General features: G+C 42.6%; 9 protein-coding genes. All 9 read right to left on the reverse strand.

The genetic code is table 11. The features are described 5' to 3' along the window. Nucleotides 1–122: 122 nt before the first annotated feature. The 9 genes from M1F65_RS06985 to M1F65_RS07030 all read right to left on the reverse strand — a co-directional run bounded on the left by M1F65_RS06985 (nucleotide 123) and on the right by M1F65_RS07030 (nucleotide 14957). Nucleotides 123–2555: an ATP-dependent Clp protease ATP-binding subunit gene (locus M1F65_RS06985; protein WP_247925675.1), complete on the reverse strand. Its 2433-nt coding sequence runs from the start codon at nucleotides 2553–2555 to the stop codon at nucleotides 123–125. 1 nt (nucleotide 2556) lies between these two features. Next, on the reverse strand, nucleotides 2557–3015 hold the full coding sequence (locus M1F65_RS06990; RefSeq protein ID WP_001211263.1) for a CtsR family transcriptional regulator: 459 nt from the start codon (nucleotides 3013–3015) through the stop codon (nucleotides 2557–2559). A gap of 171 nt (nucleotides 3016–3186) precedes the next feature. Continuing rightward, the gene (locus tag M1F65_RS07000; RefSeq protein ID WP_345772944.1) at nucleotides 3187–5994 is read right to left on the reverse strand and encodes a Spy0128 family protein; all 2808 of its coding nucleotides are present in this window, start codon (nucleotides 5992–5994) and stop codon (nucleotides 3187–3189) included. A 203-nt stretch (nucleotides 5995–6197) separates the two neighbouring features. Beyond that, nucleotides 6198–6926: an ABC transporter ATP-binding protein gene (locus M1F65_RS07005; RefSeq protein ID WP_247925676.1), complete on the reverse strand. Its 729-nt coding sequence runs from the start codon at nucleotides 6924–6926 to the stop codon at nucleotides 6198–6200. Continuing rightward, the gene (locus M1F65_RS07010) at nucleotides 6926–7933 is read right to left on the reverse strand and encodes an ABC transporter substrate-binding protein (protein ID WP_044021580.1); all 1008 of its coding nucleotides are present in this window, start codon (nucleotides 7931–7933) and stop codon (nucleotides 6926–6928) included. The genes M1F65_RS07005 and M1F65_RS07010 overlap by 1 nt, the downstream gene beginning before the upstream one ends. A gap of 36 nt (nucleotides 7934–7969) precedes the next feature. Beyond that, nucleotides 7970–8728, reverse strand: coding sequence for an ABC transporter permease (locus tag M1F65_RS07015; RefSeq protein WP_247925677.1), 759 nt, complete (start codon nucleotides 8726–8728; stop codon nucleotides 7970–7972). Continuing rightward, nucleotides 8691–8981 carry a thiamine-binding protein gene (locus M1F65_RS07020; RefSeq protein WP_247925678.1) on the reverse strand — a complete coding sequence of 97 codons (291 nt, stop codon included), beginning with the start codon at nucleotides 8979–8981 and terminating at the stop codon, nucleotides 8691–8693. The genes M1F65_RS07015 and M1F65_RS07020 overlap by 38 nt, the downstream gene beginning before the upstream one ends. Nucleotides 8982–9257: 276 nt before the next feature. Next, nucleotides 9258–11891, reverse strand: coding sequence for a DNA polymerase I (gene polA, locus M1F65_RS07025; protein ID WP_049479436.1), 2634 nt, complete (start codon nucleotides 11889–11891; stop codon nucleotides 9258–9260). A 129-nt stretch (nucleotides 11892–12020) separates the two neighbouring features. After that, nucleotides 12021–14957 (reverse strand): SIALI-17 repeat-containing surface protein, encoded by a 2937-nt coding sequence (locus M1F65_RS07030; protein WP_247925679.1) that lies wholly within the window; start codon nucleotides 14955–14957, stop codon nucleotides 12021–12023. Between the last annotated feature and the right edge of the window lie 9 nt (nucleotides 14958–14966).

Genomic DNA, 14966 nt, shown 5'->3' on the forward strand with positions numbered 1-14966 from the left:
TTTGATATTTTTATTTTCTATGTTTTTATTATATACTATATTTTTGTTTTGTCAATACTTTTTTATCGTTTTTTATAAAAAAGTAGCAAAAAAGAATCAGGACTGCTCCTGATTCTCCATTTTTAAGCAATATCAAATTTTAATTGACCTGCTTTGACACCAATCTTGAGAGTCTTGCCTGCCACTAATTCTCCCTTAAGAAGAAGTTCTGCCAACTTGTCCTCCACTTCTGTTTGCAGTGTTCTGCGAAGTGGACGAGCTCCCATTTCTGGATCATATCCTTGGCTTGCTAGTAACTTCAACGCTGAAGCTTGCAGTTTCAAGTCGATGCCTTTCTCTGCTAGGCTAGCAATCAATGGTTTTACCATAATCTTGACAATTTCCTGCATGTGTTCGCTATCCAAACTGTGGAAGACCACCTTTTCATCAATACGGTTGATAAACTCTGGTCGATAAGCTTTTTTCAACTCTTCAAAGATGCGTTTTTCCATATTTTCCTGGTCAAAATGAATGTCTTTCGCGCCAAAGCCGACCGTCTTGTCATCACGAAGGGCTGTTGCACCAAGGTTTGACGTCATGATGATAATGGTATTTGAAAAGTCCACCTTGCGTCCCTTGCTATCTGTCAAGACACCGTCGTCCAGAACCTGCAAGAGGACATTAAAGATATCTGGGTGAGCCTTCTCTACCTCGTCAAAGAGGAGAACGGAGTAAGGTTTGTTGCGAACCTTCTCGGTCAACTCCCCACCTTCTTCGTAGCCTACATAGCCCGGAGGAGCTCCATTGAGACGGCTAGCTGCGAATTTCTCCATATACTCACTCATATCAAAGCGGATAAGGGCTGATTCGTCATCAAAGAGGACTTCTGCCAGAGCCTTTGCCAATTCGGTCTTACCGACTCCTGTCGGTCCTAGGAACATAAAGGAACCAATCGGACGCTTGTGACTGCGAATACCTGACTGGTTGCGGCGAATGGCACGGCTAATGCTTGAAACAGCTTGATCTTGGCCGATGACACGTTTGTGTAGTTCAGCTTCCAAGTTCAGGTATTTCTTAGCATCTGTTTGCGTCAGTTTTTGAACTGGAATCCCTGACAAGCGACTCAAGGTGGTCAAAATATCAGATTCTGTCACCAAGTCTTTATAGACAGGGACTTCCTGCTCCTTTGCGATTAGCTGGGCAGCTTGTTTCCACTTGCCATCCATCAAGGCCTTGTCAGCTGGAGTCAAGTCGGATTCGTCTGCTTTCACCTGCTTGGATTTGTTTTGCACTGTTGCTGCCGCTTCATCTAAAAGATCGATAGCAGAGTCTGGCAAGTGACGACTGGTCAAGTAACGATGCGCCATCTTAACAGCTGTTTCAACAGCTTCATCTGTGATTTGCACACGGTGGTGTTTCTCATAGGTAGCCTTCAAACCTTGCAAAATAGTCATACTGTCAGCTAGACTTGGCTCTTCAATCGTCACTTTTGCAAAACGACGAGAAAGAGCTGCGTCTTTTTCAATGTGTTTTTGGTATTCTTCCTGAGTGGTGGCACCAACCGTTCTCAAAGTTCCACGAGCCAAGGCTGGCTTCAAGATATTGGCCGCATCCAGAGTCGAGTCAATACCGCTACCAGAACCCATGATGGTGTGGAGTTCATCGATAAAGAGGATCACTTTGCCATCTTCCTCGATATCCTTGATGATGTTGTTCATACGCTCTTCAAAGTCACCACGGAAACGTGTCCCCGCAACAACATTCATCAAATCAAGCTCCAAAACGCGCATCTTTGCCATTTCCGCAGGTACATCCCCGCTGGCAATACGCTGAGCAAGACCAAGTGCCAGAGCTGTTTTCCCGACACCCGCATCTCCAACCAAGACCGGATTGTTCTTGGTCTTCCGACTCAAAATCTGAATCATACGTGAGATTTCCTTGTCTCGACCGATAACTGGCTCTAACTTGCCAGAACGCGCTTGCTCCGTCAGGTCATGCGTGTAGTCCTCTAGACCACCACTTTGAGCTTGAGGCATGCCCATCATATTGGCCATGGAATTTTGCTTGTCAGTTACTGTGCGATGGCGTTGACGCAAAGCCTTGAGATCTTCTCTTGTCCATCCTGCACGCTCTTCTAGATTGCGACGAAGAGCAGCAATTCTGACCTGATCTTTCTGATCTTCGTAAGAAAAACCTGCTCTCTCTAAGATGCGAGTTGCCAAGGCATTGCCGTCATGCAAAATCGCATAGAGGACATGCTCTGTCCCTAGCACCTTTGCGTGGACCACTGAGGCTACATACTCTGCTTCTGCAAAGAGAACCTCCAAACGATGGGAAAAGGGCAATTCCGTAAAAGTTTCGTCTTGGCTATAGTTCGTTTCAGTCAGTTCCAACGCAACCTCTTCTAAACGGTCCATCTCGTATGGATAATCGTTTAAAGTCGCACCTGCCACACTATAACTGTGATTGGACATGGCAATCAATAAATGCCAAGACTCTAGATAACGAGCTCCAAAATGGCTCGCAACCATGTAGGCACTTTCGATACATTCATTCAATGCTTTTGAATAGTTCATCTTACTTCTCTTTTCTATCTACCTCTTGTAATAGCTGTCGGAGCATATTGGCACGGACAACTGAGGATTCTTCCCCTAGGACACGATCTGTTGCTACAGAAGTCAGCAAGGTCATCTCTTGCTTGGTCATCAAGTCCTGCTCCACCAAAAGCTGGAGAATATCCTCATAAATCTCCTGACTAACTCGCTCACCAATCGAGTAAAGCAAATCGCGGAGCATCTCATGATGACTGGAAAATTCAATCCGCCCTATGCGAATGTAGCCTCCGCCACCACGCTTGCTCTCAACCAAGTAACCTCTGCTTTCCGTAAAGCGGGTCTTGATGACATAGTTGATCTGGCTCGGTACAACCTGGAAGGTATCTGCTAACTGGCTCCGTTGCAATTCCACGATACCAGACTGGTCTAAAATAGCCTTGATATAGGCTTCGATATGATCTGATGTATTTTTAAATCTCATAGTAAATCAAACTCCTTCTTTGAACCTTGACTATCTTTGACTATTATACCGAAATTTTTAATTTTTTTAAAGGAAAAGGGAACGAGTTGCGAAGATTATTATAAACTATCCAAAACAAAAAGATGGGACCGTAAAACAGTCGCCATCTTTTTTAGTTATTCAAAGTTGAGATTAGTCAACTTTTTTAGCACGGTATACAAGTCCTGCCAAAGCTGCAAGAACTAGACCAAGAATAGTAGAGAATACTGTAAAGTCTGATCCACCAGTATTTGGCAAATCTCCCTTAGGCTGTTCACCCTTAGGATCTTCCTTAGGTTCTTCTTTTTTCGGTTCAGTATACGTGTTAGTGATTGTTGGGTTGTTACCTGTAACTTCTGTTACAAGTTGACCTGCACCATTATCTGTCACTTTTACTGTCACTTCGTAAGAATTTTCATCATATTTGATATTCTCATCGTTACCTTTTACTTCAGTAATAGTGTAAGTGTGCTCACCTGCTGCTGCGTACTTAATTGCTTTGAAAGTAACAGTACCGTCTGCAGCGTTTGTCGCTGTTTCGATTAATTTGTCACCTTCTTTAAGTTCAAACTTAAACTGACCTTCTGCAAGTTCTTTATCTTTTTCTTTATCTTTCAAGACTTTCTTAGCTGTGAAGGTTACTTGTGTAGAAGAAGCAACATAAGTGTTTGTGAAGGTTGGGTTGTTGTCAGTTACAGTCGCAACAAGTTTGCCTGCACCGTTGTCAACAACTTTAACAGTCACTTCGTGTTTAGTAGTGTCGTATGTCACACCTGCTTCGCTACCTGCTTTTTCAGAGATAGTGTAAGTGTGGTTTTCTACTGTTGCGTATTCAATTTCTTTGAAAGTCACAGTACCGTCGGCAGCGTTTTTAGCTGTTGCAACGACTTTGTCACCTTCTTTAAGTTCGAATTCGTATTTATCAGCTTCAAGAGCTTTACCTTCCAAGACTTTAGTAGCTGTGATAGTAGCTTTTGCTGGAGTTGCTTTATAAGTGTTGGTGAAGGTTGGATTGTTACCTGTAACAGCTGCTTCAAGTTGACCTTGACCGTTATCTGTAACGTTTACTGTTACTTCATGTGTAGCAGTGTCGTATGTCACACCACCTTCGCTACCTGCTTTTTCAGAGATAGTGTAAGTGTGCTTACCTGCTGCTGCGTAATCAATATCTTTGAAAGTCACAGTACCATCTGCTGCGTTTTTAGCTGTCGCAACGACTTTGTCACCTTCTTTAAGTTCAAACTCGTATTTGTCAGCTTCTAGGTCTTTACCGTTCAAGACTTTAGTAGCTGTGATGGTAGCTTTTGTTGGTTTAGCTTTATAAACGTTCGTGAAAGTAATGTTGTCTGCATCTGTTGCAGTTGCAACAAGTTGACCTTGTCCATTATCTGTAACAACTACTTTTACTTCATAAGCATTCGGATCGTATTCAACTCCGGCTACAGTACCTGCTTTTTCAGAGATAGTGAATGTACGAGTTTCTTCTTGTGTGAACGTAAGTTCTGGGAATTGAATCTTACCGTTTGCATCGTTTGAAACAGTGTGGAGAACTGTTCCGTTTTCTTTCAACTCAAATTCAAATTGGCCAGCCTCAATAGCTTTACCGTTCAAGACTTTCTTAGCTCCAAGTTGAAGTTTTGCTTCTTTAGCAGCGTATGTGTTTGTAAATTCTTTCTTAGAATCTTTATATTTAACGCTTGCAATCTTTTGACCATATACGTTTGCTACAGTAACTTCTGCTTCAAGCACTGAATCATCGTATGTATAGCCAGGTTTGTTGTCATTTACTTCCTTAATTTGGTATTTGAATGTACCTTCATTAGAGAATTTAACTGCTGGGAATTTAACTTTTCCTTCAGCATCGTTTTTAGCTTCAGTTACAGAACCATCTGGAGCAATCAATTGGAAAGTAAATGCATCTGCCTCAAGAGTTTTTCCTTCAAGTTTTTTCTTAACTTGGAATTCAACCTCATCAGACTTCGCACCTGAACCGATACCTTCTGTAGTTGTCAAAGGAGCAAATCCATGAACATCAAATGTTTCTTGATCGGTTGTCGCTTTAACATCGTTAAATGCTTTTTTAGTTGCATTGTCAACTGGAGCAGTTAGACGAGTTTTATATAGGATATAGAGACCTTGTCCGTCCATTGTACCATCACCGTTTGGAGTGATTGTAAAGTGATTTCCATCAACAACGTTGACATGGGCAGCTTCTAGTCTTGGACGAGGTTCAGCTTTGTTCCACTCAGTAAAGTAGTAACCAGTAATTTCACTTGCAAGAACTTGTCCTTCTGGAATCGTATCTTCGAGTTTAACCCCTGTGTAAGATTTTGCATAGCGGTTAACACGGATACGCCAGTTTACATAGTTAGGATCGTCTGAGTCTTGAACTCCCCATTTAGTAAATCCAGTTGGGTCATCATCTGGGACGATACGAGTCAAAGTGTAAACTTGGTCACCTGGGATATTAATTTGATAAGGAGTGTTTAGTTTAACACTATCTGCCCAAACGACTGTAAACAGGGCAGTAATCTCCTTGTTCTCTGACAAATTAGCAAAGTAAGCAGCATTTGTCACTTTGACAGTAGCTGTGTTATCTGCTCTACTAGTTGTCAATTCAGCAATAGTTGTTTGTCCATCTGGTGCTTTCAATTCCGTAGTAGAATCTTTTTCAATTTTAAATTCGTTTGGAACATGATACACCATGTAATCCCCATCTTTGAGGGTTACTTCGTTGGGGAAACTATAAGTTGGTTGAAGATAGAATTTACCTTCCCCGTACTTAGCGCCATCAACAAGTTTGTTATTGTTGATTTTTGAAACAGTTTTCATTGTGTAACTGCTCGCTGGTAGTTCCTCCGCTTGAACAACAGTGCTAACTTTGAGTGCAGGTAGAAAAACTGACACTACTAGTAGCAAGGCCATCAAGCCATGAAAGAGTTTACTAGTTCTCTTTTTCACCACATTATCCTCCTTATTGTCTATAATGGTTCAATTATATTATACAGTTCCATTACAAAATGTCAACTAAAATTTAATTATTTTTATATTAACTTACCATTTCTTTAAATATTAAGCCCAATCATGCATGTTCATCAGCTTTGAAACAAAAAATACAAGCAAGGGTTTCGCTTGTATTTAATATATACTAATTTCTTAAAAAGCTACGTATTTAATCCCAATTCTGCTAATATTTGACGTTTGTAGGCAATCTTTTGAACTTCTTTGTCCTCATCTTCAGACCAATCTAGTTTAATTTCTGAGACAATCTGCCCAGGACGATTTTTCAAGATATAGATGCGGTCACTGAGATTGAGGGCCTCTTCGATGCTATGCGTGATGATCAAGGTCGTCAGCTGCAGCTGTTTGTGAATCTCCAGATACCAAGTATGGAGTTCCATCTTGGTCATCTCATCCAAGGCACTAAAGGCTTCGTCAAGAAGAAAGAGCTTGTGCCCGAAAAGGTAGGTCCGGAGCAAGGCTACACGCTGGCGCATCCCTCCACTGAGTTCGTGAGGATACTTATCCCGTACGGTTGTCAGCTGGAAGGTCGCAAGGATTTCATCCGCTCGGGCAATGGCCTCCGCCTTATCCACCTTTTGAATCAAGAGGGGCAGGATGATATTGCCAAGTACCGTCTTGTGCTCCAAGAGTAGATCCTTTTGCAACATATAACTCACGCGCCCCTTGGGATTTTCTTCACCGTCCAAGACAATTCGCCCAGACTGGACTTCTAAAATCCCAGCGATTAGGTTAAAGAGAGTGGTCTTTCCAACACCACTTGGACCTAGGATAGAAACGACTTCACCTGAAGTCACCTGTAGGTTGATATCCTCTAAAATCTTTTCATCGCCATAGGCATAGCTGACGTGTTCTAGTCTAATTTCTGTCATTATTTTACAAATTCGTTAGTGAAGCCCTTGTCAGTCAAGTCTTCTTTAAGGATACCATTTTCTTTGTCCCATTTGTAGAAGGCATTCCAGCGGTCAGCGTCAAATTGTCCCCATTTTTCCTTGTCGCTTGCGTATTCTTTTGACAAGTATTTTTGAGATTCGATGACAAAGTCACGTTTTTCCTTGAGTTCAGGCGCATTCTTAATCAAGATATCTGCAGCTTCTTCTGGGTGTTCCATAGCATATTGGTAGCCTTTTTTGATGGCTTGGATGACTTTACGAGCTTCTTCCTTGTTGTCTTTTAGATAGTCGTTGTTTGCGATGATAACTGGTGAGTAGTAGTCAAACTCTTTTACATAGTCTTTCAAGTACATGAAATTAGCGTCTACGCCTTGCGATTTGGCAAGAATACCATCCCAACCGTAGTAGATCCAAGCAGTGTCAAAAACACCATTGGCAATCGGTGTGATTGAGTTTGAGTCGTTGTTTGGTACTTTTTCGACCTTCTCAAAGTCTCCGCCTTGTGATTCTACCAAGGTTTTCAACATAGCAAGCTCCGTTGGGTCATTCCAGGTTCCGTATTTCTTCCCAACTAAGTCCTTTGGACTGCTGACATTGTCCGATTTACGTGAGATGATTCCAGATGTATTGTGCTCAACGATAGCTGCAACGGCAGTGATTCCTGCACCTTTTTCCAATTTCTTAGCCATGTAGTCTTGGAAATAGATAGCAAACGGCGCCTTGCCATTGATCACCAAGTCAGACGAGCTTTCTTCAGGTGGCAATTTCAAGTCAACATCCACTCCAGCTTCTTTGAAATAACCTTTTTCCTTGGCAACATACAGCCCTGTGTGGTTAGTATTTGGCGTCCAGTCTAGGATAAAGTCAATCTTTTTGAGTTCTGCTTCTTTGTTGTCCTTAGAAGCAGTTCCTTGGCCACAAGCCACCAGTACGACAGCTACAAGAGCTGTTACAAGCGTTAAAAACACTTTCCATGTTTTCTTCATTTTCATTTCCTCTTTTCTTTTTCTAAAACGCTCTATTTAAGTACGTTTCCATTTAATCACGTATTTTTCACTAATATCGACCAACTTCATACCGAGAAGGCTGATAATCGACACCAGAATAATAATGGCAAACATGGTATCATACTGAAACAGTTTTTTAGACTGAATCATGTAGACACCTAGTCCTTCAAAACCTCCCAGCCACTCCGACACCACGGTTGTGATAAAGGCGTAGGAGACACTGACCCTCAGACCTGCATAAAAGTAAGGCAGGCTGACCGGGATTTTAAAATGCCAAAGGATTTGCCAAGGCTTGGCCCGCATCAGACTAAACAAGGTCAGCATATCCTTGTCACAGTGCCTAAATCCATCCAAAATACTGACGATGATAGGGAAGGTTGTCGTCAAGATTATCAAGACAATCTTGGGCAAAATTCCATAGCCTAGCCACAAGACCAAGATAGGAGCTATAGCAATGGTCGGAATGGTCTGAACAACCACCATCATAGGGTAGATCAGATCATTGAGCCAAGTCAGACTGTCCATAAGCACAGCCATGATACAGGCAATCAAGACTCCTAAGACTAGTCCGAGTATAGCCACTCTCAAGGTCGCCCAGCTATGGTGCCAGAGAAATTCTCTGTCACGAACAAAGGCCTGGAGAATTTCAAAGGGAGTTGGTAGGATAAACTTGGGTAAAAGTTTGAATATTCCTGCTAACTGCCAGATTGACAAGACTCCTAGAAAACCCAATAGACTAATGTGTCGTCTCAGTATACTTTTCAAGTTTCTCATCAATACTTAAAATCTCTCCTACATTTATTTTGACATTGGCAAAGACATTATCTGCTTCCCGCCCTGCCACTTCTAGTGCATCTTTGAGAATGCGCATAAGCTCATCAAACTCCCCTTCCAAGACCGTTTCAAATGGTGTCACCACCATGGTCACGGACTGAGCTTGCAGATAAGCAATCACCTGATCGATAATAGCAATTCGATCAATCCCCTGTGATAAGGGCAAGACTTGCAAGGCAAGACTTGCTTTCATAAAAACCTCCTTTTCTCAGGTTTCCCTTTGACAAAAAGAAAACCCCTTCCATATATGGAAAAGGTGCAGAATTCGGCTAAGTATCGTTCCCTACGCTGGCATTACCCAGATCAGGTGCGGTCGAAGTTTAACACTTCCTCTCAGACTGTACACAGACTCCCATATCTTATATGGAAATATAGTAACGCAAATACTAGTAAAAGTCAAGGAAACTGCTTACAGAAACCTATGAAAAAGAGTTTGAAGGCAAATGCTTCAAACTCTTTCATAACTTTCTTATTTAGCCTCGTACCAGGTTGCTCCTTCATTCTCATCAGCAATGAGTGGAACACTGAGCTGGATGGCTTCTTCCATGGTTTGTTTCACTAAAACTTTAACGACTGCTAGTTCTGATTTCGGAACCTCAAGGACGATTTCATCATGCACTTGCAACAGCATCTTGGTCTGATAGCCACCTTCAACTAGAGCCTTATCTAGCTGAATCATAGCAATCTTAAGAATATCTGCTGCCGAACCCTGGATAGGAGAGTTGATGGCAGTCCGCTCTGCAAAACCACGAATGTTGAAGTTACGCGAATTGATATCTGGTAACTCACGACGACGCTTGAAGAGGGTCTCTACATATCCCTTATCACGCGCTTCACGTACCACTTCTTCCATATAGTTTTTGATTCCAGGAAAACGTTCAAAGTAAGTGTCAATGTAGGCTTTGGCCTTCTTACGACTAATACCAAGATTGTTTGCCAAACCAAAATCTGAAATCCCGTAAACCACTCCAAAGTTTACCGCCTTGGCATTACGACGGTCGTTTGGAGTCACATCTTCAGGACGTTCAATGCCAAAGACCCGCATGGCCGTTGAAGTATGGATGTCAGCTCCTTCTTGGAAAGCCTTAATTAAGTGCTCATCTTTAGAAATATGAGCCAAAACGCGCAATTCAATCTGTGAATAGTCCGAGCTGAGCAACACACTATCCTCCCACTCAGGAACAAAAGCCTTACGAATGAGACGACCTTGCTCCAAACGTACAGGAATATTTTGCAAGTTTGGATCCACACTAGACAAACGCCCAGTCTGAGTCAAATCTTGCACATAGCGCGTGTGGATCTTACCATCATCCAAAATCCAGTCCTGCAAGCCAATCACATAGGTAGATTGAATCTTAGCAATCTGACGGTAGTCGAGGATTTTTTTAACAATCGGAGCAATAGGAGCTAGTCGCTCAAGCACATCCACGGCTGTCGAGTAACCTGTCTTGGTTTTCTTGGTGTATTCTAGAGGCAGACCAAGCTTTTCAAAGAGAAGGACGCCTAACTGCTTAGGTGAATTGATATTAAACTCCTCACCAGCCAGTTCGTAAATCTCTTGAGTGAGTTGCTCAATGACGACCTCATTTTCAGCCTGCATTTCAAGTAGGGTTTCTTTTTTGACCTTGATCCCAGCAATTTCCATCTTAGCAAGGACAAAAGCCAGAGGTTGCTCCATGTCATAGAGAAGGTCTAACTGTCCATGTTCACTGAGTTTTTCAAGTAAAACCGGCTCCGTCTCAACCAATACAGCAACCTTGCGAGCCAAGTGCTCCAAGAATTTCTCTCTCTCAGGGATAGCTTTCTTGACCCCCTTACCGTAGAAAGTCTCATCATCGACCAAGTATGTTTGACCGTAGAGATTCGCAATGGTTGAGATTTCATTGTTCTCGACTGTTGAGAGTAAGTATTTTGCCAAGCGACTGTCAAAAGCAGGTGCCTGGAGGTTCAAACCCAAGCGATTTAAAAGAACCTTCGCTTTCTTAAATTCATACACTTTCAGAGGTGTTTTTTCTAAAAATTCCTTGAAAATCGGCTCCTGCAAGAGCTCAAGTTTGTCTGTAGCGTAAAGTTTATCCCCACAGGACCAGGCAAAACCAACCAAGTCATCTGTATGGTAGTTCTCACCAAAGAGTTCAAAGTGGAAGATAGAGTCGGCACTCAGCATGTCTTGACTGACGTGGTCAACGATGGCGAAATCCAAACTTTCAGGCACATCTGTTGATGAAATATTTAAAGCTTGTTTGAGCTGTTTGAAGCCCATCTCATCGTAGAATTTCCCAAGATTTTCCACATCTGGGCCATTATAGACCAAATCATCAAGGCCAATCTCAATCGGTGCCTGAGTCTCAATGGTCGCTAGTGTTTTCGATAAAAAGGCTTGTTCCTTATCATTGATGAGATTTTCCTTCATCTTAGAAGCCTTCATCCCATCAATATTTTCATAAATACCCTCAAGCGAACCATGCTCCAGCAAGAGCTTGATACCCGTCTTTTCACCGATTTTCGTGACACCAGGGATATTATCAGACTTATCCCCCATGAGGGCCTTAAGATCAATGAACTGAGCTGGCGTGAGGCCCATCTTTTCCATGAGATAGTCCGGCGTAAAGGCCTCAAACTCAGCCACACCTTTTTTGGAAATCTCGACCACCGTATGCTCGTCCGTCAACTGGATCAAATCCTTATCTCCACTGACGATAGTCACATCAAAAGAATCCTTCTCAGCCAAACGACCTAGAGTCCCGATGATATCATCGGCTTCATACTGGGCCAACTCATAATGGCGAATCCCAAGATGATCTAACAACTCACGAATGAAGGGAAATTGCTCACGAAACTCATCTGGAGTTTTAGCACGGCCACCCTTGTAGTCTGCATACATCTCTGTTCGGAAAGTCGTCTTACCTGCATCAAAGGCAACCAAAACATGACTGGGCTCAACCCGCTCTAAGACATGATTCAACATGAGTTGAAAGCCATAGATTGCATTGGTATGAAGGCCATTAGCATTTTTAAAACGATCCAACTGCTGATAAAGCGCAAAAAAAGCTCGAAAAGCAACTGAAGATCCATCAATTAATAATAATTTTTTCTTGTCCATACACCCATTATAAAGGAAAGCAAGGAAAAATACCATCGGAAAGAGCTGAAAAACATGGACTTGTCCCTATTTCACCATAAAAAAGAAAAGGACCATTCAAATCCTTTTCTTTTATTGATTTCATGCGATTTATTTGTTTAATTTTCTCTTTGCAAATGGTAGCAAACCAAGAAGGAGACCAACAAATCCTAGTGATGCGACTGCTGAAGCATCTTGGCTTCCCGTATTTGGAAGGAATTGTTCATCTGTTGCTGCAGGCGCTTTGTAGGTACGATCTTGTTTCGTTCCGAGAGTAGGATTTGTAGCCAAAGGAGCTACACTGCCAGTATATTCTGGAACTTCGTTTACTGCTGGTTCAATCTTTTCAGCGTAGGCTGGAATATTGGCTACTGCTGGGGCACCACTTTCTGCATAAACTGGAACATTTGCTAGGGCTGGGGCGCCACTTTCTGCATAAGGCAGAGTGTTGTTTACTATTGGTGTACCGCTTTCTCCGTAAGCTGGAACATTCGCTACGGCTGGAGCGCCACTTTCTGCATAAGGCAGAGCATTGTTTACTATTGGGGCACCGCTTTCTCCGTAAGCTGGAACGTTCGCTACGACTGGAGCGCCACTTTCTGCATAGGCTGGGAGTTCATTTACAGCAGCTTCTACCGCGTTTCCACCTTTATTGTATTCTGGCAACTCTGCAGTTGCAGCTTCTACCGCGTTCGCCCCACCTTTAAAGTCTTCAATTTCAAGAACAGCCGACATGACACTGCTTAGAGTCTTAATAGCATCCTCATAGTCTGCTAAAGCTTGTTGCAAGTCTTTGACTTGACTATTCTTGTCACCAGAAACTTGTAAACTTGATAATTGCGCTTTAATCTTAGCAACTTGCTCTTCTAATTTACTTAGCTCAAGTTTTTTCGCATTACTATTTTCTTCCGCAGCTTCCTTGTCCGCTGCAGCGAGTTTAGCTTGGTCTTGGCTTGAGAAATCGTCTTGGCTCATCGCTTCGGCCGGTGTCACCTTATCGCTGTCTTCTGCCAATAAATCATCTAACAAGTCGGACGCTTCGATGTCACCTTCTTCAATGGCTTTCAGGATAGCATCTTTGCCAATCACTTCTTTAGCTTCTTTGATGGCTGCTTCCTTATCAGTGATAGTGGCATCCTTGTTGATGTCATCGATGGTTGATTTTTCAATTTTTTCTAAGGTAGCGATTAAATCTGAGCGAACTTTGGCTGCATCAACCTGAGCCTCTTTATCAGCTTCGTCTAGCTTAGCTTGGTCTTGGCTTGAAAGTTGAGATTGAGTTTTTGCTTCGGCTGGTGTTACTTGATCGCTGTCCTCTGCCAAGAAATCTGCCAACAAGTCGGACGCTTCGACGTCGCCTTCTTCGATAGCTTTCAAGATAGCATCCTTGCCAATCACTTCTTTAGCTTCTTTGATAGCTGCTTCCTTATCAGTGATAGTGGCATCCTTATTGATATCGTCAATGGTTGATTTTTCGATACCTTCAAGAGTTGTCAACAATTCGCTGTGAGCTTTTTCTTCCGCAGCTTGCTTAGCTTCTTCCTCTTTCTTGGCTTCCTCAGCTGCTTCCTTGTCCGCTGCAGCCAGTTTAGCTTGGTCTTGACTTGAAAGTTGAGATTGAGTTTTTGCTTCGGCCGGTGTCACCTGATCGCTGTCTTCTGCCAAGAAATCTGCCAACAAGTCGGACGCTTCAATATCTCCATCTTCGATGGCTTTCAAGATGGCATCCTTGCCAATCACTTCTTTAGCTGCCTTAATCGCCGCTTCCTTATCAGTGATAGTGGCATCTTTGTTGATGTCGTCAATGGTTGATTTTTCGATACCTTCAAGGGCAGTCAACAATTCACTATGAGCCTTTGCTTCTACAGCTTGTTTAGCCTCTTCTTCTTTCTTAGCTTCTTCTACCGCTTCCTTATATGCCACAGCAAGTTTAGCTTGGTCTTGACTTGAGAAATCTTCTTGGTTCTTCGCTTCGGCTGGTGTCACTTTATCACTGTCTTCTGCCAAGAAATCTGCCAATAAGTCTGAGGCATCGATGTCGCCTTCTTCGATGGCTTTCAAGATAGCATCCTTGCCAATCACTTCTTTAGCTGCCTTAATCGCCGCTTCCTTATCAGTGATAGTGGCATCTTTGTTGATGTCGTTGATTGTCTCTTTTTCAATTTTTTCTAGTGTAGCGATTAAATCTGAGCGAACTTTAGCTGCATCAACCTGAGCCTCTTTATCAGCTTCGTCTAACTTAGCTTGGTCTTCATCTGTGAATTCTGATACAGGTTCAGCTACTGTTTTATGCTCGCTTGTATCTGCTGGCCAGTCTACAATCACATCCCCAATCCCCAGCTCCTCATCTGCGATAGCCTTCAAAAGATCTTCTTTACCAATCTCTTCTTTGGCTTCTTTGATAGCCGCTTCTTTATCGGTGATTGAAGCGTCTTTTTTAATATCTTCAATTACAGCATTTTCAAGAGATTCTAGGGCTTGAACCAGGGCATCCGTCGCTTGAGAAACTTGTTCTTTGGCATCTTTTTCAGCCTGGTCTAGTAGAGTCTTCTCCTCAGTAGATAATTTTTTATTAGTTTGAACTTCAGGACCTGTTACCACAGCCTTATCTTCTGCACCTTCTGGCAATTCAGCGATGATATTATCTAAGCTGAGCTCTCCAGACTCAAGAGTATCTGAAATATACATCTTACCGATATATTCCTTCACAGCTTCAGCTGCATCCTCTTTGTCCTCAATTGCTTCCTTATCCTTAATATCACTAATAGCCTGTTCCTCAAGTTCATCCAAAGCCTTCATCAACTCTTCTTTGGTCATCTTAGCTGGATTTGTCGCACCAGGATTAGCTGGACTAGCGTTTTCTGATCCCTTTTCAGTTTGAGCACCGCTCTCCCCTTCTGTTCCAGCTTGTGGTTGTGCAGGAGCAACCGCCTGCTCTTCTGCTTTCCCTTCATCTGCCTTAACTACTGAAGGCTGTGAAACGAGTACACTAGCACCCAATACAGCTGCACTTGCTAAACTTGTTAAAATAACTTTTTTCTTGTCCATTAGACAATG

Origin of the sequence: Streptococcus oralis, assembly GCF_023109195.1 — a bacterium.
GTDB classification, from domain to species: Bacteria; Bacillota; Bacilli; order Lactobacillales; family Streptococcaceae; genus Streptococcus; species Streptococcus oralis_BV.

Excerpts from the sequence above, each read along its gene's own strand:
- M1F65_RS06985 (WP_247925675.1), bottom strand. The coding sequence starts at position 2,555 with ATGAACTATTCAAAAGCATTGAATGAATGTATCGAAAGTGCCTACATG.
- M1F65_RS06990 (WP_001211263.1), bottom strand. The coding sequence starts at position 3,015 with ATGAGATTTAAAAATACATCAGATCATATCGAAGCCTATATCAAGGCT.
- M1F65_RS07005 (WP_247925676.1), bottom strand. The coding sequence starts at position 6,926 with ATGACAGAAATTAGACTAGAACACGTCAGCTATGCCTATGGCGATGAA.
- M1F65_RS07010 (WP_044021580.1), bottom strand. The coding sequence starts at position 7,933 with ATGAAGAAAACATGGAAAGTGTTTTTAACGCTTGTAACAGCTCTTGTA.
- M1F65_RS07015 (WP_247925677.1), bottom strand. The coding sequence starts at position 8,728 with ATGAGAAACTTGAAAAGTATACTGAGACGACACATTAGTCTATTGGGT.
- M1F65_RS07020 (WP_247925678.1), bottom strand. The coding sequence starts at position 8,981 with ATGAAAGCAAGTCTTGCCTTGCAAGTCTTGCCCTTATCACAGGGGATT.
- polA (WP_049479436.1), bottom strand. The coding sequence starts at position 11,891 with ATGGACAAGAAAAAATTATTATTAATTGATGGATCTTCAGTTGCTTTT.
- M1F65_RS07030 (WP_247925679.1), bottom strand. The coding sequence starts at position 14,957 with ATGGACAAGAAAAAAGTTATTTTAACAAGTTTAGCAAGTGCAGCTGTA.